This is a genomic window from Embleya australiensis (assembly GCF_051903075.1).
GTDB lineage: Bacteria > Actinomycetota > Actinomycetes > Streptomycetales > Streptomycetaceae > Embleya.
Window position 1 is genome coordinate 2051653 of sequence record NZ_CP182423.1, and the last position, 24997, is coordinate 2076649.

Consider the following 24997-nt stretch of genomic DNA (forward strand, 5'->3'; position numbering starts at 1 on the left):
CATGGACCCTCTCTCATATTCGGGATATCGTCTCGAATATGAGAGAGGCCGCAGAGGGGGACGCGGGGGCGCCGAACCATGCCGCCGCCGCACAGGTCGAGGCGCGACTGGCCGGTCGGCTCGCCGAACTCCGGTTGGAACGCGGCTGGTCGCTGGACGAGTTGGGCCGGCGGACGGACGTGAGCCGGTCCACCCTGTCCCGGCTGGAGCGCGGCGAGATCAGTCCGACGGCGGCGCTGCTCGGCCGGTTGTGCACGGCGTACGAACGGACCATGTCGCAGTTGTTGGCCGAGGTCGAGTCGGAGCCGCCGCAACTGGTGCGCGCCGACCGGCAGGAGGTGTGGCAGGACCGGGCCTCGGGCTTCACCCGTCGATCGGTGTCCCCGCCGCATCCGAGCCTGCGCGGCGAGGTCGTCGAGGGCACCCTGCGCCCGGGCGCGGACATCGCCTACGACGGCCCGTCCCTGCCCGGCCTCGAACACCACATCTGGGTGCTGGACGGCGTCCTGGAGGTCACCTCGGGCGGTCGGCCGCACGAGGTGCGTGCCGGCGACTGCCTGCGCTACCGGTCGTGGGACCGCACCCGCTTTCGCAACCCGGGGCCCGAACCGGTCCGCTACGCCCTGTTGATCGTCCTGCCCTGACGGAGAGCCGCCTTGCACACCATCACCCGACTGAGCGTCGACGACTTCCGCGCGGGCATCGCGCACCTGGCCGACCTCCTCGTCGACGTGGTCGCCGGCGGCTCCTCCGTCGGCTTCGTCGCCCCGTTCGACCACGCCGCCGCGGCGGCCTGGTGGCGGTCCCTGGACTCCGCCGTGGCCGACGGCAGCCGCCGGGTGTGGGTCGCCCGGGGGCCGAACGGCGTGGCCGGCACGGTGAGTCTCGTCCTGGAGCAGAAGCCGAACAGCCGGCACCGCGCCGAGGTGGTCAAGCTCATGGTCCACGGCGACGCCCGGGGCCACGGACTCGGCCGCGCCCTGCTGCGCACCGCCGAACAGGGCGCCGCCGACGCCGGAAGCCGCCTGCTCCTGCTCGACACCGAGACCGAGAGCACGGCCGACCACCTGTACCGGACGGCCGGCTGGACCCGATACGGCCTGGTCCCGGACTATGCGACCGACCCGGCCGGGAAGATGCGGGACTGCACCTTCTACTACAAGCGCATCGCCTGAGCCCGAGCGGTTCGTGCCCGGTGGTCCGATCGCCGGTGGCCCGTCGCCGCTCCCCCGGAACCGGTCACCCCCGCCCGGGTGTTGGGGCTGCCCCCAGTGCCCGGGCTGGGGGCCGCCGGATTCCGAAAATACGGCGGTTGGTTCGACTTCCTCTCGCACGGCACCTCGGCCGGCGGCCTGGACGTGACCCTGGCCCTGAGCGGCCCGCTGCTGCCGAAGGACTGCTCGATCGGCACCGCAGAGCAGCCGATCCGGTTGACCATGATGCGCAAGGGCCCCAACGAATGGATCTCCAAGGACCCGCCCATCCTCAAGGGCACCCTGTGGGACGACACGGTCGCCATCCCCGCCGCCGACGGTTGTGGCCCGCTCGGCACGGTGCTCAACCGGCGCAACGGCCTGCCGTCGCCCGGTGGCACCAACTCGGTCACCCTGGACGGGTTGTACACGTTCAAGACGTACACCCAACTCGGTCGCTGACCCACGCCCGTCCGCATCGCATCCCGTCGGCACGATCGTCCTATCCTGACCGGACGACCGCGACCGAGTGTGGGGAGAACATCGACGTGGATCTGGGTACGCGGTATCGGGGGTTGTACGAGGCCGGACTGTTCACCGTCGAGTGCGCCGAGGACGCCTTCCCCCTGGGCGCACTCGACGCGGTGCTACACGCGGCGATACGGAGCGAACTCGGCGCTCGGGAAAACAGCATCGACCACTGCGACAGCCGGATGGATGTGGTGGATGCGGCCGAGGGCCTGGCCGCGATCGCACCGCCCTACGCCAAGCTGCGCCGGGAACTGTTCTCCGACCTGCACCATGTCGGGCGCCCGGCGGCGCGATGGCGCGTGGTGAGCCGCAGACTCGCGGTGCTGGCCCCGCTCCAGGTCTGGCGGCGACCACCGGCGTACGCCCTGCTGTTGCGTGATCCGGGGGTAGCGACCGGAGGCGCCGAGTCCTGGGACTTCATCGTCTACCCGCGCGCCTCGGACCCCCGGGTACCCGGAACCACGTACACCGCGATGGTCTTCCCGGAGGCGGCCTCGACACCGGGCACCGTGCAGGTGACCAGGCAACTCGAAGAACAGCACGAGCACTACGAGCAACTGACCTACGGCTTCGAGGCGTTGGGGCGTCGGGTGCAGTTCGCCGCGCTCAACCACCCCGACGGAGGTCGTGAGCCCCAGCCTCCGATGGACTGATCCGCAGACCCGCAACCAATCCCACGGTCGATGGACCGTGGGATTGTTCTGTTCTCACTTTCTAATGGATAAGGAAGTGTGTAATCATTAGATAGACGGTGCTCGCCCCGAGCGCCGAGCATCCGGCGCCGCGTCACGTCACGTCGCGCCGCGTCACGTCGAGCCGAAACAAGGAGCAACGATGGGCAACCTCAAGGCACTTCAGACCGGCCACGTCGGACTGAACGTCACCGACCTCGACCGTTCCGTGGCCTTCTACCGGGCGGTCCTGGAGGTCGAGGTGGTGGCCGAGGGCAACGAGGAGGGTCGCCGCTTCGCCTTCCTCGGGCGGGACGGGAAGCTCCTGATCACGCTGTGGCAGCAGAGCGAGGGCATGTTCGCGACCCGGCGTCCCGGGTTGCACCACCTGTCCTTCCAGGTGGAGACCATCGACGAGGTGAAGGCCGCCGAACAGGTCCTGCGCGGCCTCGACGCGCACTTCGACTACGAGGGCGTCGTCCCGCACGGCGAGCACGGCACCTCCGGCGGGATCTTCTTCACCGACCCGGACGGCATCCGCCTGGAGATCTACGCCCCGTCCGGCGCCGACCCGGCCGACGCCCCCACCGCCGGCGCGCCGACCTGCGGCTTCTTCTAGACCCCGCGCAGCACCCCCACCAAGCGCACCACGCCCCAACACCGCACACCGCAGATCCGGAGGCAATGTCGTGGCAACCGACTACCACCGCGGGGAACGCGCGGTACAGGATCGCGCCAACCTCACCCGCCAGGCCTCGCACTCGCTCGGCGGCATCGGGGACGCCATCCCGCCGGTCGCCGCGGCATTCCTCGCCGCACAGCCCATGATCATCGTCGGCGGCGCGGACGCGGCCGGCCGGATCTGGTGCTCACAACTGACCGGCGAGCCCGGCTTCCTGTCCACCCCCGACCCGCACACGCTCACCATCGACGCACTGCCGCTCGCCGAGGACCCGCTCGCGGACCTCCTCGGCGAGCCGGCCCGGGTCGGGATGATCGCCATCGAACCGGCGTCCCGACGCAGGATGCGGATCAACGGCCGCTCCACGCCGGTGCCCGGCGGCCTGCGCGTAGTGCCCGACCAGGTCATCGCCAACTGCCCGAAGTACATCCAAAAACGCGACTACCGCATCCTTCGAGACCCGAACTCCGGCCAGCCGCAGGGCAATCGCGCGGTCACCCGGGGCACCGCGCTCACCCCGGCCCAGCAACGGACGCTGCGCGCCGCCGACACGTTCTTCGTGGCCACCGCCGACGAACTCGGCAACACCGACGCCTCGCACCGAGGCGGCAACCCGGGCTTCGTGGAGGTGTTGTCCCCGACCGTGCTGCGCTGGCCGGACTACGTCGGCAACGCCATGTTCCTGACACTGGGCAATCTCGAACTGCGGCCGGTGGCAGGGCTGTTGGTCCCGGGCTGGGACAGCGGTACGTCCCTGCACCTGTCCGGCACCACCCGCACTCTCTGGGACCACGACGAGATCGCCCGAATCCCCGGCGCGCAGCGCCTGGTCGAGTTCACCGTCACGGACGTGGTGGAGATCCCCGACGCCGTCCCGCTGCGCTGGAGCGCCCCACAAGCCTCCCGCTTCAACCCGCCCATCCAGGGAGTCGAACCATGCGCATCACCGTCGACATGAACCTGTGCGAGAGCCACGGCCAGTGCGTGTTCGCCGCGCCCGACGTGTTCTCCTTCGACGACGACGATTTCCTCGTCTACGAGGGCCGGCCGGCGGACGCACTCCGAGCGCACGTGCGCACCGCCGTGAGCATGTGCCCGGCCCGCGCCATTTCGATCATCGACGAGGGCGAGCCGGACGCCACGTCCTGAACCACCCCCACTCGCCCCGCCACATCGCACGACCCCGCCCGGAGCCATCGGCTCCGGGCGGACGTATTTGGGCCGGTCAGGGCAGGGTGCGCCGGCCGTGACGCGCACCTGGCACATCATGGCGCCAATGGCTCGCAATGACGCCATCAATGTGCCATGATGACGTCATGGACCTCACACCGTACGTCGACAACCTTCGTCGGGAACTCGCCATCGCCGCTGCCGCGGGCGGCCCCCAGGCTCGGGACGTGGCCGAACGGCTGACCGCTCCGCTGGAGTCGGCCGCCCGGCTCACCCTCATGAACGCACTGTCCGCAGCCATGGCCGAGGTCACCAGCGAGCTGGCGCCGGGCTCCGTGGACATCCGCCTGCGCGGCCTCGACCCCGAGTTCGTGGTGACGACGCCACCGCCGCAGGAGGCGTACGCGGCGCCGGAAGCAGACAAGCCGGCGCCGAAGACCGCAGCGATGGCGCCACTCACGGCGCCGGACGGGGACGAGGGCGGGATGGCCCGGATCAACTTCCGCCTCCCCGCCCACCTCAAGGCCAGGGTCGAGGAGACCGCCGGACTCGCGGGCCTGTCTGTCAACGCCTGGCTGGTCCGCGCGGTCGCCGGCGCCATGGAGCCCGACATCCCGCGCACCCCCGCCCCCGGCCCCGGCCCGCACCGCCACCGCGGCCGCCAGGGCTACACGGGCTGGGCCCGCTAACGGGTCACGCGCACCCGCCCCACCGCCGGGCGACACCACACACCGAGTCACCCCGACTCGCACCACCCCACATCGAGCCATGAGGACGGCACCGCCATGCCTACTTTCGCCACCCCCGAACCCATCACCGCCACCCTCGAGTTCGACATCGGCATGGTCCGGATCACCGCGAGCAAGCGCACCGACACGCTCGTCGAGGTCCGGCCCGTCAACGACCGAGACGAACTCGACGTACGCACGGCGAAAGAGACCACCGTCACCTGCACCGACGGCAGGCTGCTGGTGAAGGGGCCCAGGAAGCGCTCGCCGTTCGGCAAGTCCGGCTCGGTGGACATCGTCGTCGAGTTGCCGGCCGGCTCCGACCTGCACGGCACCACGCCGCTGGCCGACTTCACCTGCACCGGGCCGCTCGGCGACTGCCGGCTCAGGACCTCGGTCGGCACCCTCCGGATCGACTCGGCCGCGACCCTGGACGCCCACACCGACCACGGCGCCATCCACGCGGACCACATCGTCGGCGACGCCGAGGTGAGCGCCGCCGGCCGGATCGAGATCGGTACCGTCGGCGGCACCGCGACGCTCAGGAACGCCAACGGCGACACCACGATCCGCGAGGTCGCCGGCCGCCTGCAGGTCGGCTCGGCCAACGGCCGGATCACCGTGGGCATCGCGCACTCCGACGTCGACGCCAAGTGCGCCCACGGCACGATCCGCCTCGACGAGGTCGCCCGCGGCCGAGTGGACCTCCAGTCCGGCTCCGGCGACCTGGAGGTCGGCATCCGCGAGTCCACCGCGGCCTGGCTCGACGTACGGACCCAGATGGGCAGCGTGCGCAACTCCCTCGACGCCGCCCAGGGGCCCGACGCCACCGAGCAGACCGTCGAGGTGCGCGCCCGCACCTCCATGGGCCACATCGTGATCCGCCGCGCCTGAATCGACGAGCCACGACCCAAGGGACACGATCGCCATGACCACGACCACGACCACCACCACCCGCAACCGCACCCGGACCCTCGCGATCAGCGCCACCGGCCTGACCAAGTCCTACGGCGACAAGAAGGTGCTGGACGGCATCGACCTGCACATCCCCGAGGGCACCGTCTTCGCCCTGCTCGGACCCAACGGCGCGGGCAAGACCACGACCGTACAGATCCTGTCCACCCTGATCACGGCGGATTCCGGCCGGGCCGAGATCGCCGGATACGATCTGACCGGCGCAGCCGACGGAGTACGCCGATCCATCGGCGTCACCGGCCAGTTCGCCGCCGTGGACAACCTGCTCACCGCCCGGGAGAACCTGATCCTGATGGCGGATCTGCAGCACCTCGGCCGGCGCGAGGGCCGCCGTCGGGCCGACGAACTGCTCGCCCGCTTCGACCTCACCGAGGACGCGCACACCCCGGTGGCCACCTTCTCCGGCGGCATGCGGCGCAAGCTCGACCTGGCGATGACCCTGGTCGGCGACCCCCGGGTGATCTTCCTCGACGAGCCGACCACCGGCCTCGATCCGCGCAGCCGACGCATCATGTGGGGGATCATCCGCGACCTGGTCACCGACCGCGGCGTCACCATCCTGCTCACCACGCAGTACCTGGACGAGGCCGACGAACTCGCCGACCGGATCGCGGTCCTGGACCACGGCACGTTGATCGCCGAGGGCACCGCCGACGAGCTCAAGCGGCGCATCCCCGGCGCGCACATCCGGCTCCGTTTCGCCGACGCGCACCGGCTCGACGCCGCCGCCGACCTCTTCCGGGCCACCAGCCGCAACGACGACGCGCTCACCCTGAACATTCCGTGCGACCCCGGCATCCCCGCCCTGCGCACCATCCTCGACGCGCTCGACTCGGCGTCGATCCCCGCCGAGGAACTGACCGTGCACACCCCCGACCTGGACGACGTCTTCCTCACCCTCACCGGCCGGCCGCAGGGCGACCGCGTTCCGGACTCCCGGAAGGAAAACCCGCGATGAGCTCCCTGTCCTACGCGGTCACCGATTCGGCGACCATGTTGCGCCGCAACCTGCGACACGCACTGCGCTATCCCTCGGTGACCGTCTCCGTGGTCGCGATGCCGATCGTCATGCTGCTGCTGTTCAACTACGCCTTCGGCAACGCCATCGGCGCCGGGATCGCCGACTCCCCCACCGGCGACACGAAGTACATCGACTACGTGGCCCCCGGCATCATCCTGATGGCGGCCACCTCCGGGGCCCTGGCCACGGCGATCTCGGTCTGCGTCGACATGACCGAGGGCATTGTCAACCGGTTCCGCACGATGTCCGTCTCCCGGGCGGCGTTCCTGACGGGACACGTCGTCGGCAGCGTGATCCAGACCCTGGTCAGCCTGGCCCTGGTGATCGGCACCGCCCTCGCCGTCGGCTTCCGGCCGAACGCCACGGCGCTCGAATGGCTCGCCGCGATGGGCCTGCTCACGCTGTTGACGCTGGCCCTGACCTGGATCTCGGCCGGTATCGGTCTGGTCGCCAAGAACGTGGAGACCGCCAGCAACATCCCGATGCCGATGACGTTCCTGCCGTTCCTCGGCAGCGCGATCGTCCCGACGGATTCGATGCCCACCGGGTTGCGCTGGTTCGCCGAGTACCAGCCGTTCACCCCGATCATCGAAACCCTCCGGGGCCTGCTCCTCGGCACCGAGATCGGCAACAACGCGATCATCGCCCTGGCCTGGTGCCTCGGCGCCACCCTGGTCGGCTATGTATGGGCGCACAGGGTGTTCAACAAGGCTCGCTGAGAGCCTTGCTCCAGCGCATCAAAAGGGCCTCTGACCTGGTACTTGCATGGCGAGCTGCATGGCAAAGTGCATGGTGACCTGCACGGCACTCCGCACGGTGATCCGCACGGCGAGTTGCATGGAAGCTCGCACGGCCGGCTGCACGGTAACCCCCAGCGCACAAAGCCCGCTCCCCGGCAGCCACAGCCCCACGCGCCGCACTTGGCCGTCCAACCCGGAACCCCCGGTCGGACGGCCACGCGCATGTCACCCCGAGGCCATCGAGGTCGACGCGGCCGACGCGGCCGACGCGGTGAACGCAACCGCCGAACCCGCCCGGGCCGACGAACCCACCCTCACACGTCCCGCCGCTCGATCACCCACGCCGCCACCGCCACCGCGACGCCGACCCACACCAGGCACACCACGACCGCCGTCACCGTGGACGGCCGCCCGGCGGCATCCGCCCCGGTCGTACTGCTCAACGCCTGGAACGCCTGTTGCAAGGTGCCGTTCCGTACCCGGTCCCCCGCTGCCCCGGTGACCATCGGCGCCACGAAGAACAGCCCGAACAGCGCCGCGATCGCCCCCGCCGTATGCCGGACGACCACCCCGAGTGCCAGCCCGATCAGCGCCAACACCGTCACGAACGCACCCGTCGCGAGCACCGCCCGCAACACGTGCGGCGCGCCGAGCCCCACCTCCAGGTCCTTGTCCGCCAGGATCGCCTGCCCCACGAAGTAGGTGGCGAAGGCGATCACCTCCCCCAGGACGAGCGTGGCCGCGCCGACGACCACGACCTTGGCCGCGAACACCCGCCGCCGCCTCGGCACCGCGGTGAACGTGGTCCGGATCAGCCCCGACCCGTACTCCGAGCTCGCCGTCAACACCCCGAGCGTGCCCACCGCGAGCACCACCACGTAGTAGCCGCCGCTGAATCCGAACCGGACCGGGTCGAACGCGGCCCGCCGCTCCGCCGACATCCCGTCCCAGTCCGCGACCAGGTTGCCCAGGTCGAACGCACCGAGGCCGAGCGCCGCGACGGCGGACACCAGCACGGTGAAATACGTCGACCGCAGCGTGCGCAGCTTGATCCACTCGGCCGCCAACACCCCGCGCGGAACCATGACCCGACTCACGCGCCCGCCCCGTTCCGCACCCCGTCGGCCGCCCGGTGCACCGCTTCCGGCTCGGTGATCCGCAGGTACGCCTCTTCCAACGACCCTTGCCGGGCCGCAAGTTCGTGAATCACCAGGCCCTCCCCCGCGGCCAGTTCGCCGATCCGCGAGTACGCCAACCCCTCGACCGCGAGCGCCCCGTCCGGCTCGACCGTCACCGTCGCGCCGCGCGCCGTCAGCAACGCCGCCAACCGCGCCCCGTCCGGGGACCGCACCAGCACATCCCCCCGCGCCCCGTCGCGCACGAACTCGGCCATCTCCGTGTCCACGATCACCCGCCCCCGGCCCAGCACGATCACATGGTCGGCGGTCAGCGCCATCTCGCTCATCAGGTGGCCGGCCACGAACACCGTCCGCCCCTCGGCCGCCAGCTCCCGCATCAGTGTGCGGATCCACCGGATCCCGTCCGGGTCGAGCCCGTTCACCGGCTCGTCCAGCAACAACACCGGCGGGTCGCCGAGCAGCGCCACCGCGATGCCCAGCCGCTGCCGCATGCCCAGCGAGAACCCGCCCGCCCGACGCCGGGCGGCGGCGCGCAGCCCGACCACGTCCAGCACCTCGTGCACCCGGCCGCGCGCGATGTCGTTGCTCGCGGCGATGCTCGCCAGGTGGTGGTACGCACTGCGCCCGGCCGGCACCGCGTCCGCGTCCAGCAGCGCCCCGACCCGGCGCAGCGGCCGGTCGAACGCACGGTAGGGCCGCCCGTCCACCAGCGCTCGACCCGCGGTGGGCGCGGCCAGGCCCAGGATCATCCGCATGATGGTGGACTTGCCCGCCCCGTTCGGGCCGAGGAAGCCGGTCACCCGTCCCGGTTCGACGGTGAAGGTGACATCGTCCACGGCCACGCGTGCGCCGTATCTCTTGGTGAGGCCGCGCACTTCGATCATCTCGTCTCCCGGATCCGCGTCGGCCGGCCGGCCCGTCCCGGTGCCGCCGGCGATACGTCCTCCACCGTGTCGGGTCGCCGGCGGGCGGTCATCGGACCGTGGCCGGAGTGCGCGGCCGGGATCGGGGTTCGACTACGACCGTGGTCATAGGTCTGCCGGGCGATGGGCGGCGGCGGCCGGCGTGCCACCCTCGAGGGCATGACAGGCATGGGATCGGAGCCGTCGCGTCCATTCACCAAGCGGCTGCGCGCCGAGCACCGGGTCGCGCTCGACGTGCTCGTGGCCCTGGTCGGGGCGTCGATCGCGGTGCTGCGCGTGCTGGACGCCTACCACCACCACGACCCGCACGGACGCGGCTACCCGGAGCCGAACCGGGTTCGGCTGTGCGTCGCCCTGGTCGGTGTCGGCGTACTGGCCGGCGCGCTGGTACTGCGCCGGTTCCGGCCCGCGCTCGCGACGGCGGTGGTGGTCGCGACCTGGGCGGTCGTGGTGGCCGTGGCCGGCAAGACCACGATCGCGCTGTACGTGGGCGGGCCGTTCGTGGTGCTGGTCTCGATGGCGGTGGTCTACAGCGCGATGGTGACCTATCCGCCACGCGCGGCGATCGGCGTGCTCGCGCTCGGTCTGCTGGGCGCGGTGCCGTGGTTGTTCGGTTCCGACGACCTGCGGCGCAACGCCTGGTTGACGCCGCTGTTCGTCGGCATCGCGGGCGCGGTGGGCTACGCGGTCGGCCGGCAGCGCGCGTACGCCGCCGCGCTGCGCGAGCATCACGCGGAACTGGCCCGGTCCGAGTTCGCCGAGGAACGGCTGCGGCTGGCGCGGGAGTTGCACGACGTGATCGCACACAGCCTGGGGGTGGTCAACGTGCAGGCCGGATACGGCGGTTTCGTGCTCGACCGACGGCCGGAGCAGGCCCGGGAGGCGTTGGCGGCGATCCGGCGGATCAGCGGTGAGACGATCCGCGAAATGCGCGGCCTGCTCGGGGTGTTGCGCGCGGACGGCCCGGCCGACCGGCTGCCCGCGCCGGGGTTGGCCGATCTGCCCGCGCTGCTCGACCGCAGCGCCGAGGCGGGTCTGCGGGTGGATTCGGCCGTGCTCGGCGAACCGCGCGCGTTGCCGCCCGGCGTGGAGTTGTCCGCGTACCGGATCGTCCAGGAGGCGCTGACCAACATCGCCCGACACGCGCGCACCGCGAACGCAATGGTCACCGTGGACTATCGCGGGGACGCGCTGGCGATCGAGGTCACCGACGACGGCGTCGGTCCGGGGCCCGGATGGCCGGACGAACTCCCTTACGGACACGGGCTGGCCGGGATGCGCGAGCGGGTCGGGCTGTACGACGGGGAGTTCACCGCCGGTCCGCTGCCGGGGCGCGGCTTCCGGGTGACCGCGGTGATGCCGCTGCGCGAGCGTGTCGCATGAGCGTCCGGGTCCTGATCGCCGACGATCAGGCGCTGGTGCGCGCGGGGTTTCGCGGGATCGTCGAGGTGGCGCCGGGCTTCACCGTGGTCGGCGAGGCGGGCACCGGGACGGCCGCGGTCGAAGTCGCCCGGCGGGAGCGGCCGGACGTGGTGCTGATGGACATCCGGATGCCGGGCATGGACGGCCTGGAGGCCACCCGGCTGATCACCGGCGCGGGCGGTCCGGCGGGCGTGCCGGGAGTGCGGGTGTTGATCCTGACCATGTTCGACCTCGACGAGCACATCTACGAGGCGCTGCGCGGCGGCGCGAGCGGGTTCCTGCTCAAGGACACCGCGCCGGAGGACCTGTTGGCCGCGATCCGGGTGGTCGCCGCCGGCGATGCGCTGCTCGCGCCGAGTGTGACCCGGCGCCTGATCGCCGAGTTCGCCGGTCGCCCGGACCCGAGCGGGAGTGTCGAGCCGGCCCGGCCCACGACGCTGCCCGGGATCACCGCGCGCGAACACGAGGTCCTGGTCCTGATCGCCGAGGGCCACACCAACCCCGAGATCGCCCGCCGCCTGCACATCACCGAGGGCACCACCAAGACCCACGTGGGCCACCTGCTCACCAAACTCGCCGCCCGCGACCGCGTACAACTGGTGATCACCGCCTTCCGCGCGGGGCTTGGCCCGAGCTAATCCCCGATCGCCGCGGGGATGTCCAGGCGGGCCGCGCGCCGGGCCGGGACGGTTGCCGCGGACAGGCCCGCGAGGGTTGCGCCGACGATCACCGCGGCGATCGTCGGCCAGGGCACGGCGACCACCGTCACGCTGCCGTCGTGGGCCATCCAACGTGTCACGCCGAGGCCCCAACCGAGACCGAGCGCCAGGCCCAGGGTCGCGCCGTACAGCGCGATGGTCACCGATTCGAGGCGGATCATCCGGCGCACCTGCCTGCGGGTCAGGCCCAGGGCGCGCAACATCGCGATCTCCCGGGTGCGTTCGACCACGGACAACACGAGGGTGTTCACCACGCCCAGGACCGCGATCACGATGGTCAGCGACAGCAGCCCGTACGCCAGGGCCACCATCGTGCCCAGGGCAGCCTTGCGGCTCTCCCGGTAGTCGGCCCGGGTACGCACCGCCACGCCCGGCTCGGCCGAGGTCGCCGCCCGCACCGCCGCGCGCAGCACGGTCGTATCGGTACCGGGTGTCGCGGCCAGGTAGACCGTCTCGTCCCGCGCGTCGGGCGCCAACTCGGCCAGGGTGTCCAGGCCGACCATCGGGTTCACGTCGCCGCCCGTGCCCGCCGGCCGATCCGTGCGCAGCCCGCCGATCCGCAACGTGCGGGTCTCGCCGGCCACGGCCCGCACCACGACCGGGTCGCCGACCGCCAGACCCCGGCGCCGGGCGTAGCGCGCGTCGAGCACGATCGCGCCGGGCGCCAATCCGGCCGCCTCGGTGCCGCGGCCGTAGGTGTGGCCGAGCAGGGCGCCGACCCCCGGATCGGCACCGTCGAGTTCGAGCCGATCGGTGTGCTCGCGGGCGGTGATCCGCACGTCCACCCGCCGGGTGCGCACCGTGCTCGCCACACCCGGTACGGCCCGCGCGTCGGTCGCGGTCCGGGCGGACAGTGCCGGCTTGCCGGAGAGCACCAGGTCGGCGCGAAAGGTGCGGTCGAAGGTGGCGTCGAACGACGCGGTCATCGAGGAGACGGCCACGCCGACCGCGGCGACCAGCGCGACACCGATCATCAGTGCGCCGGCGGTGGCCCCGGTCCGGCGCGGGTTGCGCAGCGCGTTGTCCCGGCCGAGCCGGCCCACGGCACCGAACGGGCGGATGTACGGGGCGCAGAGCGCCGGGATCAATCGGCGGGCGAGGATCGGGCCGAGCAGAACGACCCCGAGCAGCGTCAGCGCGCCGCCGAGCGCGAGCAGGGCGAGATTGCCGCCGGCCACCGCGGCGACCCCGAGCGCGAGGACGACGCCACCGCCGAGGGCGGCGCGCCGACGCGGCGGCCCCTGCGGCGCGTCCACGGCACGCAGGGCGGCCATCGGCGCCACCCGACTCGCGCGACGTGCGGGGCGGTATGCGGCGAGGACCGTGGCGAGGGTGCCGACGGCGTAGCCGACCACGGGGGTGGTCGGCGCGAAGACCAGGTCGATGCCCGCGGACTGCACACCGACCGCGCCGAGCAGTGCGGTCAGTCCGGTGGCCAACGCGTAGCCGGTGCCCAGGCCGAGGGTCGAGCCGAGCAGGCCGAGCACCGCCGCCTCGATGAGCACCGATCGGCGCACGTCCGCGCGGGAGGCGCCGAGTGCGCGCAACAGGCCGATTTCGCGGGTGCGTTGGGCGACGAGCATGGAGAAGGTGTTGAAGATCAGGAACATCCCGATCGCCATGGTCATCAGCGCGAAACCGAGCAGGCCGTAGCGGACCACGTCCAGCGCGCCGCCGAGTTCCCCGACGGCGGCGGCGCCGGTTTGGGCGCGGGTGCGGATGTCGAGCGCGGGCGAGCCGGCGCCCTCGGCGTCGAGTGCGGCGGCGACACGATCGCGCAGCACCGTGTCCGGTACGCCCGGCGCCGCCGTGACGGAGACCGCCGTGACCACGTCCGGCCTGCCCAGGAGTCGGGCGGCGGCGGTCGCCGGGTCGACGAAGACGAGAGTGTCGCCCGTGGCCCGCACCCGGTAGCCGGCGATGCCGACCACGGTGACCTCGAACGTGCCCGTCGACGGGCTCAGCCGCAGCCGGTCACCCAGGCGGATCCGACTCACCCGCGCCGACTCGGCGTCCAGGACCGCCTCGTTCGGGCCGTGCGGTTCGTGGCCCGAGGTCAGTCGTACCGGCGCGTGGACACACGCACACCACCCGGCGACCGCCGTCTCCGGATCCGAGACCACCCCGACCCGATCCCCCTCCCCGTCGACGACGGGCACGTCCCGGACCACCACGTCGCCGTGCACGGCGGCCACGCCCTCGACGCCGCGAACCCGCTCCACCAGCGCCGCCGGCACGGTCGGCGTGCGCCCCGCGCGGACCAGCCGGATCGCCTTGACCTCGGTCCGGGGCGTGACGGTCACATCGGCCGAGGTCGACCGGGCCAGGTCGGCGAACACGGCGGAGACCGTGTCGACGAACATCAGCGTGCCGGTGACGAACGCGACCGAGAGGGTGATCGCCACCGCGGACAACACCATTCGACCCTTGTGCGCGAGGAATCCGCGCAACGAAGCCTTCAACACGGGGACTGCCTTTCGAAGCGGAGCGGTGGACGTCGCCCAAGTTCTCGTGCGCGGCCCCCGCCGGTCGTCGGGCCGAGAGGCGTTTTCCGGCGCGGTACCGGGGTCGGCCCGAGCCCGGGTCGACCGGCCGTGATCCACCCGTGGGGGGATCGCCGGTCCGGCCCCGTGGGCCGATGCGGGCGCGCCCGTCGCGTGGCTAGGGTCCGAACGTGGTCGACGAACCGCGCCCGCCGCTGACCCAGCGGCTGCGCCCCGCGCACTGGCTGATCATCGACGTGCTCGTCGCGTGTGTGTTGGCGAGTTCGCTCGTCACGCTGCGGCCGGACGCCGAGGGCCGGCTCGGCTCGGCAACCTGGATCGTGATCGCGCTGCTGATGCTGGTCATCGCCGGCGCCGTCGCGGTGCGCCGGGTGTACCCGATCACCGCGCTCGCCGCGGCGCTGGTGGCGGAGGCATGTCTGCGCGGGCTCGGGCTGAAGGCGGCGGTCGGTTTCGCGACCGCGCTCACCCTGTACACGGCGGCGCTCACCGCCCGGAACCGGCCGGCCGTGTGGGGTCTGGGTACGGTCGCGGTCACGGCGGGGTTCGTGGCGGCGCCGATCCCGCTGTATCCGTCGATCCTGGCCTGGACGCTGGGGACGAGCGCCCGCTCGCGGCGCGAGTACGCGCGGGCGCTGCGCCGGCAGGCCGAGCGGCAGGGGCGGGAGGAGGCGGAACGGCGGGCCGGGGAGCAGGCGGCCGAGGAGCGCTTGCGGATCGCCCGCGAACTGCACGACGTGGTCGCGCACAGCATGAGCCTGATCACCGTGCAGGCGGGCGTGGCGCACTACGTGGGCGCCGAGCGGCCGGAGGAGGCGATCCGGGCGCTGGGCTCGATCGAGGCGACCGGGCGGACCGCGCTGCGCGACATGCGCCGGCTGCTCGGCATGTTGCGTGATGCGGACGGCACGCCGCAGGACCCGGAGTTGGCTCCCGCGCCGACGTTGGCCGCGCTCGATACGCTCGTCCGGGACGCGGCGGCGGCCGGGCTGAGCGTCGATTTCACGGTGCTCGGTGAGCGCCGAGACCTGCCGGCGGGCATCGAGTTGGCCGCGTACCGGATCGTCCAGGAGGCATTGACCAACGTGATCAGGCATGCGGGGGTCGATCGCTGCTCGGTCGAACTGCGCTACACCGAACGGGAGATCGCGCTCGACGTCGTCGACTCGGGACGCGGCGGTCCGGCGGCGGTGCCGGGGCACGGGCTGATCGGGATGCGTGAGCGGGTGGCGGCCTACGGCGGCGAGTTCGACGCGGGGCCGAGGGCGGACGGGGCCGGGTTTCGGGTGGGCGCCCGGTTGCCGATCGAGGAGGGTGCGCCGTGACGGGGGAGCCGATCCGGGTACTGGTCGCCGACGATCAGGCGCTGCTGCGGGGGGCGTTGCACCTGTTGATCGACGCCGCGCCGGATCTGACCGCGGTCGGCGAGGCCGCCGACGGCGCCCATGCCCTCGAACTGGTCCGCACCGCCCGCCCGGACGTGGTCCTGATGGACATCCGGATGCCCGGCATGGACGGTCTGGAGGCCACCCGGCGGATCACCGCCTCGCCCGACACGTGCGAGACCCGCGTGCTCATCCTGACCACGTTCGACCTCGACGAGTACGTGTACGCGGCGCTGCGCGCGGGCGCGAGCGGCTTCCTGCTGAAGGAGACGCCGCCGGCCGAACTCCTCACCGCCATCCGGATCGTCGCGGCGGGCGACGCGCTGATCGCGCCGAGCGTCACGCGCCGACTGATCGCCGAGTTCGCGGCCCGCCCCGAGCCGCGACAGCGGCCGAACTCCGGCCGGGACGCGGGCCTGACCGACCGCGAGCGCGAGGTGCTGACCCTGATCGGTCGCGGGCTGTCCAACCCCGAGATCACCGAGTACCTGCATGTGAGCGCGTCCACGGTGAAGACCCACGTGGGTCGCCTGCTGATGAAACTGGGCGCCCGCGACCGGGCCCAACTGGTGATCGCCGCCTACGAATCCGGCCTGGTCGGCCCCGGTGCGTCCGCCCGCGCCGCCGAGCGGTAGGCGGACGCCGGGAGGCGGCGGCGCTCAGGCCCAGGCGGTCGGGTGGGCCTTGGTGTGCCATGCGGTCACCGCCGTGGCGTCGGTGGGTTCCACGTCCGGCGGGAGGTCGGTGGGGTCGAGCCAGGCCAGGCGGGCGCACTGGTCGGGTTCGGCGTTGGTGGGATCGCCGGTCCAGGCGGCGGTGTGGAAGTACCAGCCGATCACCGGTGCGCCGGTGTCGCCGAGCACCTGCGAGACGTAGGCCGTGCGCAGGTCGGCCGTGGCCACGTCGGTGGCGATCTCCTCCCTGGTCTCCCGGGCGCACGCCTCGATGAGGAGTTCGCCGGGGTCGACCAGGCCGCCCGGGAGCGCGAGCAGGCCGTCGGCGAAGCCGGTGTCCTTGCGCTCCATGAACAACACCGCCCCGTCCGCGCGTTCGAGGATGATGGCGGCGTAGGCGATGGCGTTGTGGCGGTGGTCGCTCACGTGTCGGTCTCCCCATGGTCGATCCGGGTGCTTCCGGGCGCCTGCGGGCGATCGCCCCGGGCGCGCGACGGCGCCGGCGCGTGGCGGACCGGCGGGGGCGACCCGCGCTCCGACACGCACCTGTGCCCGGACCAACGACCGGTGCGGGACGGCGTCACGCCCGAACCACCGGGGTTGGGCGTCGCCCTCACGCTCCCACGATGCGTTCGACCGCCGCCGCGACAAGGCTGTCGCGTTCGGCCGGGGAGAACACGTCCGGCAGGGTGAGCTGTTCGACGATGAGCCAGTTGAACGCCAGGTACAGGAGGCGGACTGCGGTGGCGTCGCCGGGGAGGCCGGATTGCTCGTGGTAGCTCACGTTGGCCGCCACGTCGGCCCGGACCCGCTCGGTCAGCACCGTGCGCAACTCCGGCCGCCGGGTGGCCTCCAGGCGCAGTTCGAGCAGCGCGAGGTAGCCGGTGCGGAAGGCGCTGACGCGGTCGACGACCTCGCGCATCAACACGGTGTACGTCTCCCGGTCCGGTGTGCTCGCGCGGTGTCGCGCGATGATCTCCTCGCCGGGTTGTAGTCGCTCGTAGACCCGGGCACCGGCCTGGGTGAGCAGGTCGTCGCGGCTCGTGAAGTAGTTGGAGGCGGTACCGGTCGGCACCCGCGCCTCGACGTCGACCGCCCGGAAGGTAAGCCCCCGGGCCCCCTCCTTGGCCAGCACCTCGATGGCGGCATCGACCAGCGCCGCCCTCCGCTCGTCATTTCTGCGCACCATAAAGACCACTCCATCTGTAGTACTACACCTGCACGGAGACTACAGCGCCGCACATATCCGCAGTGGGGGCGTGGGCGGTGGGCGGTGGGCGGTGGGCGGTGGGCGGTGGGCGGTGGGCGGTGGGCGGTGGGCGGTGGGCGGTGGGCGGTGGGCGGTGGGCGGTGGGCGGTACGGTCCTGCCATGCATGATTCGCCGCGAGCCGCCACCTCCGACCCCACGCCCGAAGCGGCGTCGCCGCCCTCGCCCGCCTCGCCCGGCCCCGTGACCGCGGACGACCTGGATCTGGCCGTCCGGCTCGCGGTGGCCGCGCTCCGCGAGGTGCCGGCGACCACCTGGGACGACCGGGCCGGTTCGCTGGAGTGGACCTGCTGGGAGACGGTGGAGCACCTGAACGACGACCTCTTCGCGTACGCCGCCCAACTGGGCCTGCGCACCCCGCCGTTGACCGCCAACGTGCCCTTCGTCTGGGAGAGCCGCCGCCCGGGCGGCCCGGCGAACGCGATCCACGCGGACCGTACGGCCGGTCCCGGCGGGCTGTTGCAGGTCCTGGAGGTGAGCGGCGCCCTGCTGGTGTCCATGGTGCGGACCACGCCGTCGAGCGTGCGCGCCCACCACGGCTTCGGCGACGCGGACCCCGAGGGCTTCGCGGCGATGGGCATCGTGGAGACCGTGGTGCACACGTACGACCTGGCCGACGGCCTGGGCCTGCCCTGGACCCCGCCCGCCGACCTGTGCGCACGAGTGATCGCCCGGATCTTCCCGGACGTCCCGCAGGACACCGACCCCTGGCCCACCCTCCTGTGGGCCACCGGCCGAGGCGACCTGCCCGGCCGCCCCCGCCGCACCTCGTGGCGCTGGTACAGCGAGCCGCGACCGTAACCCCCCGCCGTGGAGGCCGGAGGCCACGCGCACCGGTCGAAGGGTCGGAGGATCAGAGGGTCAGCACGATCTTCCCGGCGACCCGGCCCGATTCGCCGCGCGCGTGCGCCTCGGCGGCGGCCGACAGGGGGAACACAGAGTCCAGTTCGGGGCGCAGGCGGCCCGCCTCGACCAGCGCCGCGATCTCCCGCATGGCCGCGTGATCGGCCTCGACCAGCATCTCCGCGGCCCGGACCCGGTATCGCCCGACGTCCAGGTCCCGCACGTGGTTGACGATCGCGACCAGGATGCCGCCCGGACGCAGCGTCGGCAACGAGCGCGGCCCGTACTCGCCGCCGACGCCGTCCAGGACCACGTCCACGTCCCGCACCACCTCGGCGAAGTCGGTCGTGGTGTAGTCGATCACCTCGTCCGCGCCGAGCGCCCGGACGAAGTCGTGCTTGGGCCCGCTCGCCGTGCCGATGACGTACGCGCCGCGCGCCTTGGCGATCTGTACCGCCAGGTGGCCGACCCCGCCGGCGGCGGCATGGATCAACACCCGCTGCCCGGCCCGAAGTTCGCCGACATCGACCAGGGCCTGCCACGCGGTGGTCGCACACAGCGGCAGTGCGGCGGCGCGGACGTGGTCGAGGTTCGCGGGCTTGCGCACCAGGTGGCGGGCCGCGGCGACCGCGTATTCGGCGTGCGCCCCGTTCCCGTACGGGTAGTGCAGCATGCCGAACACCTCGTCCCCCGGTCGGTGGACGGCCACGCCCAGGCCCACCGCCTCGACCACGCCGGACACCTCCCAGCCGAGTACGAACGGCGGCCGGCCCAGGATCAGGCCGGTGGCCCGGTGGATCCAGTCGGTCGGATTCACTCCCGCCGCACACACCCGGACCAGCACCTCGCTCGGGCCGGGCACCGGCCGCTCCAACTCCACCTCCCGCAATACCGCCGGGTCGCCCAGAACGTCCTGACTGATGGCGCGCATGTCACTTCTCTCTCGGTAGCGGGGCCGCCCGATCGCGCCGGTCGCCCCGGTCCGCCTGATCGACCCGGACATCGTGTCGAGTACCCGACCGGCCGGGCGAGCGTCCGGAACGACATGATGCGTACACTTCCGGACGTGAGCACAGTCGCGATAGCCGTCGCCGACGGCATCCTGCATTTCGAACTGGCCCTGGCCCACGAGGTCTTCGGGTCACCGGCACCGGCCGCGGCCTCGGCCGGCGTCGAGCACTGGTACGACGTCGTCGTCTGCGGGGCCGGCCCGGTGCGGGTCGACGGGCGTTTCCTGCTCGAACCCGACGGCGGCCTCGACCGGCTCGCCGGCGCCGACACGGTGATCGTCCCCGGCTGGGCCGACGTGGACACCGAGCCGCCGGCGGACCTGGTCGACGCGGTACGCGCGGCCCACGAGGCCGGCGCGCGGGTGGCCTCGCTCTGCACGGGCGCCTTCGTCCTGGCCGCCGCGGGGCTGCTCGACGGGCGGCGCGCCACCACCCACTGGGCCCACACCGAGGCCCTGGCCGAGCGCTATCCCGAGGTCGAGGTGGACCCGGATGTGCTGTACGTCGACAACGGCAGCGTGCTCACCTCGGCCGGCAAGGCCGCCGCGATGGATCTGAGCCTGCACATGATCCGCCTCGACCACGGCTCGGCGGTCGCCAACGCGATCGCCCGCCGACTGGTGGTGGCACCCCACCGACCTGGCGGCCAGGCCCAGTTCGTCGCCACCCCGGTACCCGAACAGCCCGACCACCCGCTCGGGGAACTGCTCGGCTGGGCGGCGGGCCGGCTGGACCAGCCCTTGACGGTGGAGGACCTGGCCCGCCGAGCCAACATGAGCTCACGCCACCTGGGCCGGCACTTCCGGTCGGTGACGGGCACCACCCCGTTGCAGTGGCTGCTCATCCAACGCATCCACCGGGCCCAGGAGTTGCTGGAGACCACCGACGACAGTGTGGACGCCGTCGCCGAGGCCACCGGCATGGGCACCGCGGCCACCCTGCGCCGCCACTTCAACCGCACGGTGGGCGTGCCGCCCGACGCATATCGCCGGACCTTCCATCAACGGCGGGCCGACGGGGAGTCGGCGGCGGGCCGCCGGTAGCGCGGACCGGTTCCGGCTCCGGCGGCTACCGGGACGGATCGGTCGCGAGGGTGAACTCCCGTACGACTCGTGCCAGTTCCGCAGGGCGGTCGAGGGGGATGAGGGTGTAGCTGTCGTCGATCTCGACCAGCCGTCCCCCGGGCAGGAGTTCGGCGAGGCGGCGGCCGTGGTCCGGGGGCATGACCCGGTCGGCGCTCGCCCAGACTACGAGCGCCGGACGGTCGAAGTCGGGCAGGCGCTGCGCCGCCGCGAGCAGGAGGTCGGTGTCCGCGCCGGCCGCGCGCAGCATACGCACCGCGTCGCGGCGGATCTCGGGTCGGGACAGGATCGGCGCCGCCCAGCGGGCGGTGGCGGCGTCGCCGCGCTTGGTCAACCACCCGAAGGCGAGCGGGAGTCGGCGTACAGGGCGCAGCCGCATCTGCTGCATGAAGAGCCCGAACAGGCGCGGCGGGAGTTTGCCGGCGCGCACGAGGGTCCGGCCGGTGAGCCCGGGCGGAAAGTTGTCGAAGGCATCACACGAGGCGAGCACGACCCGCCCCACCCGGGCCGTGTGTCCACCGGCGATCAGCAGTTGCACGAGCGCGCCGCCGGTGTCGACGCCGACCAGGGTGACCTCACTCAGGTCGAGCGTGTCCAGGAACTCGCCCACCAGCGCGGCCGCTCCGGGCAACGACAGGTCGGCGTCGGCGGACATCGCATGCCGGTGCGCGCCGAGCGGCAGGGTGGGCGCCACGCAGCGGTGGTCGACGGACAGCGTGGCGATCACCTCGTCCCACAACGACGAGTCCATCAGGAACCCGTGCAGCAGCACGACCGTGGGACCGTCGCCGCCGGTGTCCTCGTACTCGATCGTGCCTACCGACAGCCGAACTTCCTTGTGGGCCATGGTCTCCCCCTCCGGCGGCACACAGCGTGCACCGTTCGCCGTTCACCCTCAAAAAGTGAACCACGTGGTTCGCAAACTGTCCACGGGAAGCCACGGGAAGTCACGGGAAGCCCGAGACGCCGGCGTGCCGTCACTCCTCGGCCGCCTCCTCCCGCTCCAGCGCCCGAATCAGCGCCTCGAACCCGGCGGCGACGCCCGCCCTGTCGCCACTGGTCCGCGCATCCACCAAAAACCCACGGAGCACCGCGAGGATCATCTCGGCGACCTCGAACTTGCGTCGCTCGGACCAGTGTTCGGGGCAGATGGCCAGCAGCGTGGGCAGATACTGCCGAGACGCCCCGCGGCCGAGGTCGGCGTAGCGGTCGGGGTCGTACATCGCCAGCCCGATCGCCTGGTCGAGCACCCGTGCCTCGTCACCGACCAGAATCGGCCACACCACCCGCACCCACTCGGCCAGTGGCAGCCGCTCGGAACCGGGCCGCCCGGCGGCGACGGAACGATCGATTCGCCGATCGCGCAGTTGCAGGATGGCTTGCCGCAGCAGGTCGTCGGCCCCGTCGAAGTGATAGAGCAGCACCTTGTGCGTGGTATCGGCCGCCCTCGCGGCCCGACGCAACGAAAAGTCCACGAGCCCATTGGCCGCCAGATCCGCGGTGACCCGATCGAGCAACTCCCGCCGCCGAGCCTCCCCCCGCGGCGACCCGACGGATCGCCGATAGCCCCCGGCGGATGATGCCTCGGGGACAGGATCGAGCGGCTCTACCGAATCGACAGCCTCGACCGGCTCGACGGGCTCACGTGCGGAGGGGTTCACGTCGGCAACTCCCATGGTCGAATATCCACCGTCCGCACCCGAAGAGAGCGTCGGACGCACGGCGCGGTACGCGGCGCACGATCGACGCCCGGGCGCGATACGTGCACCGGTCGACATTAGTGCCGTCCCCGGCGCGGGCCGGCCCACCACGGCACCGACGCCCTCACCCCTGACCCGGTGCTCCACGAGCGTCAGTGGCAGCGATGGGCGACCGTCGGCCATGGCCATCGGGCCGCCGTCCGGTCCGCGTCCGGGCCCGGCGGATCGGGGATGCGGTCGAGGGCGGAGGGTTGCCAGGCGCGGTCCCGTTGCGCGCGCAGCAGGGGGATGGGGCTGTCGTCCGTGCCGTACAGGCGGTCCGCGAGGCGGATCAGCGTGTCGTGGCGGGCGAGGGCGAGCCCCCGGGCCCACGACGAGGGGCCGTATCCGGCTCCCGCGGCCACCCGGACGGCGGCCGCGGCGCCCACCGCGATGGCCAGTCCGGCGATGTCCTCGGCGGGATCGCCGACCACCGCGTCCGTCCAGTCCAGCACCCCGCGCACCCGACCGCCGCTGCCGACCATCAGGTGCTCGCCCTTGAGATCGCCGTGCACGACGACGCTCGACACGGGTTCCGCGCTCGGGCCACGCAGCGGCGCCCCGTCGAACTCGCCGTCGGCGGTGAGCCGTTGCGCCGCCACCTCGGCCGGTTCGCGCAGTTCGGCCATCGACCGGGGCGCGACCACGGGCAGGCCGACGCCGACCGCGTCCGCTTCGGTGACCCGGGCCAGGCCGGCCAACATCCGCGCCAGGGCGACCTCGCCCCGCCGCGAGACCCGACGCAGTTCGGCGGAGGTGCCGGGGATGCGGGTGTCGAGGGAATAGGCGAGCCCGTCCGCCCACTCGCCGGCGGCCATGCTCGCGGGCAGCGCGACGCCGGCCACGGGACGCAGCAGGTCGCGCAGCGCGATCTCGCGACGCTGCCGGGCGGACGTATCCGCGTCCCGGGCCAACCGCAGAACATGATCCGCCCCGACCCACCACGAGCAGTGCTCCCCACCCTCGTCGATCGGCCGCACGACCCGCCCCGCGTCCCGACCCAACACCGCGTCGACGAGGCACCGCACCACCCGCTCCGTCGGCACGGGCGGCCCGGCAGGCGTCCCGGGCGTCGTGGACAGCGGCGACACGGACGCGGAGGCAGCTGCGGACATCCCCCGATCATCCCAGCCGGGACCGGGGCCACCAACGGGTTATCCCACCCCCGCCACACTCCCGCGGGCAACCGCGTGCCCACCCCGGCGATCGCCTCACATACCGACCCCCTCCGAGCCCTCCTCCCCCACCGGACCCGCGTCCCGCGAACCGCCTGCGCCCCCGCCCCGGCCCGACGGCAGGAGCCGGTCCCCCACCACCACCCCCGGCGCCCCCGTATAGGCCAGCAGGGCACGCAACGCCGCCGCGTCCGCCTGGATGTGGGCCTCGTTCTGCCGACCCCGGTCAAGGTGGGCGAAGGCGGGTGTGCGGCCGGGGCTCGGGGCGGTGGGGTGACGCGGAATCAGATGTGCGTGCAGGTGCGGGATGTCGTTTTCGAGAAGGGACACGTTCAGCCCGGGAACCGGTCGATAGTGCGCCTCGATCGCCCGCCCCGCCGCGGTCACCTCGGTCATGAACCCGGCGAGCTGACGTGGGGTCAGGTCGGTCAGGCGCGCGACGTGGCCGCCGGTCCACACCACGACGATGTACCCGCGTACCCGCCCCGAACGCCACAGGTAGGCATTGCCGTAGACGCCGCGCTTGAGCAGCAGGCCCCAGCCGATGTCGGGCGCGGTGAAGTCCTTTTCGCACATCGCGCAGGGCGCGTCCGGGTGCGGCTCCGCGTACCGCTCGGGCCAGGTGGACGCTTCGAGTGGGCGGGGTCCGGGCACCTGGGAACCACACACGACGGCCTCCAACACGAACGGGGGCGAGAGCCCGCTTGCTGCTGCAAACGTTCGGTTGAATCAACGAAAAGCGTCGAAACGATGTCACGCCCCCGTCCCGGCCTGTGACCGGCCCGCAGCACCCTCGGGACGGATCCGCGACAGGCGCAACCCCACACGCCCGAGGTTTCACCCACCGGGCGACAAAACCACCACCCACCCGCGACGGCCCACTCACCCACCCGAGTGGACCGGCGGAGCCGCCGGTCGAGCCGACCGCCCCGCCGACACCGCGCGTGCTACGACCGTTCCCGCCCGTCCCCACCGCGCTGCGCCACCGGCACGATCTGCAGCGTCTCCGCCGTCTCCGCGTCCGTACCGCCCGCGGCCTCGGCCGGCGACGCCGCTCCCGATCCCGAACCCGGTCCCACCACGATCGCGTAGGTGCGCGCGAGCTGTTCCAACTCCTTGACGCTCACCGCCTCCTTGCCCACCTGGCCGGCCATCCGCGCCACCGCGTCGAGCAGCGCCACCCGGGCCCGCTCCGCCGCATCGGTTTCCGCCTCCACCGCTGCCCCCTGCTCCGCCGCCGCCTTGCTCACTGCGCAAACCTCCGCGTCGAACCTCGACAATGCGCTCGGCAGGCTACCGCCGATTGCACCCCGCTCCGATCGCCGCAGGTCCGCGCGCCCGACCCCACCGTTTCGCCCCACCCGTCGAGTCCACCCATTAGGCTGAACCACCCGGCCGGACGA

The 24997-nt window shown here is 72.6% G+C and carries 28 protein-coding genes; 17 read left to right on the forward strand and 11 right to left on the reverse strand.

Translation table 11 applies throughout. The features are described from left to right. Positions 1-38: 38 nt before the first annotated feature. The 11 genes from ACMXN5_RS39200 (at position 39) to ACMXN5_RS39250 (ending at position 7690) form a co-directional block, all read left to right on the forward strand. The gene (locus ACMXN5_RS39200; RefSeq protein ID WP_439679661.1) at positions 39-644 is read left to right on the forward strand and encodes a helix-turn-helix domain-containing protein; all 606 of its coding nucleotides are present in this window, start codon (positions 39-41) and stop codon (positions 642-644) included. A gap of 12 nt (positions 645-656) precedes the next feature. Further along, a complete protein-coding gene (locus ACMXN5_RS39205; protein ID WP_439679662.1) occupies positions 657-1175 on the forward strand; it encodes a GNAT family N-acetyltransferase in 519 nt (172 codons plus the stop codon). Positions 1176-1271: 96 nt separating this feature from the next. Then, the gene (locus tag ACMXN5_RS39210; protein ID WP_439679663.1) at positions 1272-1655 is read left to right on the forward strand and encodes a hypothetical protein; all 384 of its coding nucleotides are present in this window, start codon (positions 1272-1274) and stop codon (positions 1653-1655) included. A gap of 86 nt (positions 1656-1741) precedes the next feature. Next, on the forward strand, positions 1742-2377 hold the full coding sequence (locus ACMXN5_RS39215; protein ID WP_439679664.1) for a hypothetical protein: 636 nt from the start codon (positions 1742-1744) through the stop codon (positions 2375-2377). 181 nt (positions 2378-2558) lie between these two features. Next, on the forward strand, positions 2559-3014 hold the full coding sequence (locus ACMXN5_RS39220; RefSeq protein ID WP_439679665.1) for a VOC family protein: 456 nt from the start codon (positions 2559-2561) through the stop codon (positions 3012-3014). A gap of 70 nt (positions 3015-3084) precedes the next feature. Next, a complete protein-coding gene (locus ACMXN5_RS39225; protein WP_439679666.1) occupies positions 3085-4035 on the forward strand; it encodes a pyridoxamine 5'-phosphate oxidase family protein in 951 nt (316 codons plus the stop codon). Continuing rightward, on the forward strand, positions 4014-4226 hold the full coding sequence (locus tag ACMXN5_RS39230; protein ID WP_395793428.1) for a ferredoxin: 213 nt from the start codon (positions 4014-4016) through the stop codon (positions 4224-4226). Before ACMXN5_RS39225 ends, ACMXN5_RS39230 begins: the two co-directional genes overlap by 22 nt. A 167-nt stretch (positions 4227-4393) precedes the next feature. Next, positions 4394-4936 carry a hypothetical protein gene (locus tag ACMXN5_RS39235; protein WP_439679667.1) on the forward strand — a complete coding sequence of 181 codons (543 nt, stop codon included), beginning with the start codon at positions 4394-4396 and terminating at the stop codon, positions 4934-4936. A 96-nt stretch (positions 4937-5032) separates the two neighbouring features. After that, a complete protein-coding gene (locus ACMXN5_RS39240) occupies positions 5033-5869 on the forward strand; it encodes a DUF4097 family beta strand repeat-containing protein (protein ID WP_439679668.1) in 837 nt (278 codons plus the stop codon). Between the two features lie 34 nt (positions 5870-5903). Continuing rightward, entirely contained in the window at positions 5904-6908 is a 1005-nt protein-coding gene (locus ACMXN5_RS39245; protein WP_439679669.1) for an ATP-binding cassette domain-containing protein, read from the forward strand. Then, entirely contained in the window at positions 6905-7690 is a 786-nt protein-coding gene (locus ACMXN5_RS39250) for an ABC transporter permease (protein ID WP_439679670.1), read from the forward strand. Before ACMXN5_RS39245 ends, ACMXN5_RS39250 begins: the two co-directional genes overlap by 4 nt. Before the next feature lie 335 nt (positions 7691-8025). Here the strand turns inward: ACMXN5_RS39250 and ACMXN5_RS39255 are convergent, their stop codons facing one another. Continuing rightward, positions 8026-8808 carry an ABC transporter permease subunit gene (locus ACMXN5_RS39255; RefSeq protein WP_395793418.1) on the reverse strand — a complete coding sequence of 261 codons (783 nt, stop codon included), beginning with the start codon at positions 8806-8808 and terminating at the stop codon, positions 8026-8028. Next, positions 8805-9734, reverse strand: coding sequence for an ABC transporter ATP-binding protein (locus tag ACMXN5_RS39260; RefSeq protein ID WP_439679671.1), 930 nt, complete (start codon positions 9732-9734; stop codon positions 8805-8807). The genes ACMXN5_RS39255 and ACMXN5_RS39260 overlap by 4 nt, the downstream gene beginning before the upstream one ends. Before the next feature lie 198 nt (positions 9735-9932). On the opposite strand from ACMXN5_RS39260, the gene ACMXN5_RS39265 reads away from it, so the two are divergent. Both ACMXN5_RS39265 and ACMXN5_RS39270 read left to right on the forward strand, forming a co-directional pair. Continuing rightward, positions 9933-11156 (forward strand): sensor histidine kinase, encoded by a 1224-nt coding sequence (locus ACMXN5_RS39265; protein ID WP_439679672.1) that lies wholly within the window; start codon positions 9933-9935, stop codon positions 11154-11156. Then, positions 11153-11833 (forward strand): response regulator, encoded by a 681-nt coding sequence (locus ACMXN5_RS39270; protein WP_439679673.1) that lies wholly within the window; start codon positions 11153-11155, stop codon positions 11831-11833. The genes ACMXN5_RS39265 and ACMXN5_RS39270 overlap by 4 nt, the downstream gene beginning before the upstream one ends. On the opposite strand, the gene ACMXN5_RS39275 is transcribed toward ACMXN5_RS39270, so the two are convergent. After that, positions 11830-14379, reverse strand: a complete 2550-nt coding sequence (locus ACMXN5_RS39275) for an ABC transporter permease (protein ID WP_439679674.1) — start codon at positions 14377-14379, stop codon at positions 11830-11832. The genes ACMXN5_RS39270 and ACMXN5_RS39275 overlap by 4 nt on opposite strands. A 209-nt stretch (positions 14380-14588) precedes the next feature. On the opposite strand from ACMXN5_RS39275, the gene ACMXN5_RS39280 reads away from it, so the two are divergent. Together ACMXN5_RS39280 and ACMXN5_RS39285 are read left to right on the forward strand one after the other, a co-directional pair. Continuing rightward, a complete protein-coding gene (locus ACMXN5_RS39280) occupies positions 14589-15743 on the forward strand; it encodes a sensor histidine kinase (protein ID WP_439679675.1) in 1155 nt (384 codons plus the stop codon). Then, positions 15740-16438, forward strand: a complete 699-nt coding sequence (locus ACMXN5_RS39285; RefSeq protein ID WP_439679676.1) for a response regulator — start codon at positions 15740-15742, stop codon at positions 16436-16438. Before ACMXN5_RS39280 ends, ACMXN5_RS39285 begins: the two co-directional genes overlap by 4 nt. Before the next feature lie 24 nt (positions 16439-16462). Here the strand turns inward: ACMXN5_RS39285 and ACMXN5_RS39290 are convergent, their stop codons facing one another. Both ACMXN5_RS39290 and ACMXN5_RS39295 read right to left on the reverse strand, forming a co-directional pair. Continuing rightward, positions 16463-16903 (reverse strand): NUDIX domain-containing protein, encoded by a 441-nt coding sequence (locus tag ACMXN5_RS39290; protein WP_380037422.1) that lies wholly within the window; start codon positions 16901-16903, stop codon positions 16463-16465. Positions 16904-17090: 187 nt separating this feature from the next. Further along, positions 17091-17666, reverse strand: coding sequence for a TetR/AcrR family transcriptional regulator (locus ACMXN5_RS39295; RefSeq protein ID WP_395793402.1), 576 nt, complete (start codon positions 17664-17666; stop codon positions 17091-17093). Between the two features lie 181 nt (positions 17667-17847). Here ACMXN5_RS39295 and ACMXN5_RS39300 point away from each other — a divergent pair, with 181 nt between their 5' ends. Then, a complete protein-coding gene (locus ACMXN5_RS39300) occupies positions 17848-18546 on the forward strand; it encodes a hypothetical protein (RefSeq protein WP_439679677.1) in 699 nt (232 codons plus the stop codon). Between the two features lie 52 nt (positions 18547-18598). On the opposite strand, the gene ACMXN5_RS39305 is transcribed toward ACMXN5_RS39300, so the two are convergent. Then, complete coding sequence (locus ACMXN5_RS39305; protein WP_439679678.1) at positions 18599-19519, reverse strand: NADP-dependent oxidoreductase; 921 nt, start codon at positions 19517-19519, stop codon at positions 18599-18601. Positions 19520-19654: 135 nt separating this feature from the next. Between ACMXN5_RS39305 and ACMXN5_RS39310 the strand changes: the two genes are divergently transcribed. Further along, the gene (locus ACMXN5_RS39310) at positions 19655-20641 is read left to right on the forward strand and encodes a helix-turn-helix domain-containing protein (protein WP_439679679.1); all 987 of its coding nucleotides are present in this window, start codon (positions 19655-19657) and stop codon (positions 20639-20641) included. Between the two features lie 25 nt (positions 20642-20666). On the opposite strand, the gene ACMXN5_RS39315 is transcribed toward ACMXN5_RS39310, so the two are convergent. The 5 genes from ACMXN5_RS39315 to ACMXN5_RS39335 all read right to left on the reverse strand — a co-directional run bounded on the left by ACMXN5_RS39315 (position 20667) and on the right by ACMXN5_RS39335 (position 24844). Beyond that, a complete protein-coding gene (locus ACMXN5_RS39315) occupies positions 20667-21527 on the reverse strand; it encodes an alpha/beta fold hydrolase (RefSeq protein ID WP_439679680.1) in 861 nt (286 codons plus the stop codon). 130 nt (positions 21528-21657) lie between these two features. Beyond that, positions 21658-22569, reverse strand: coding sequence for a TetR/AcrR family transcriptional regulator (locus tag ACMXN5_RS39320; protein ID WP_439679681.1), 912 nt, complete (start codon positions 22567-22569; stop codon positions 21658-21660). Beyond that, positions 22533-23534 carry an aminoglycoside phosphotransferase family protein gene (locus tag ACMXN5_RS39325; RefSeq protein ID WP_439679682.1) on the reverse strand — a complete coding sequence of 334 codons (1002 nt, stop codon included), beginning with the start codon at positions 23532-23534 and terminating at the stop codon, positions 22533-22535. The genes ACMXN5_RS39320 and ACMXN5_RS39325 overlap by 37 nt, the downstream gene beginning before the upstream one ends. A gap of 96 nt (positions 23535-23630) precedes the next feature. Continuing rightward, entirely contained in the window at positions 23631-24248 is a 618-nt protein-coding gene (locus tag ACMXN5_RS39330; RefSeq protein ID WP_439679683.1) for an HIT family protein, read from the reverse strand. Between the two features lie 293 nt (positions 24249-24541). Further along, the gene (locus tag ACMXN5_RS39335; protein WP_439679684.1) at positions 24542-24844 is read right to left on the reverse strand and encodes a hypothetical protein; all 303 of its coding nucleotides are present in this window, start codon (positions 24842-24844) and stop codon (positions 24542-24544) included. Between the last annotated feature and the right edge of the window lie 153 nt (positions 24845-24997).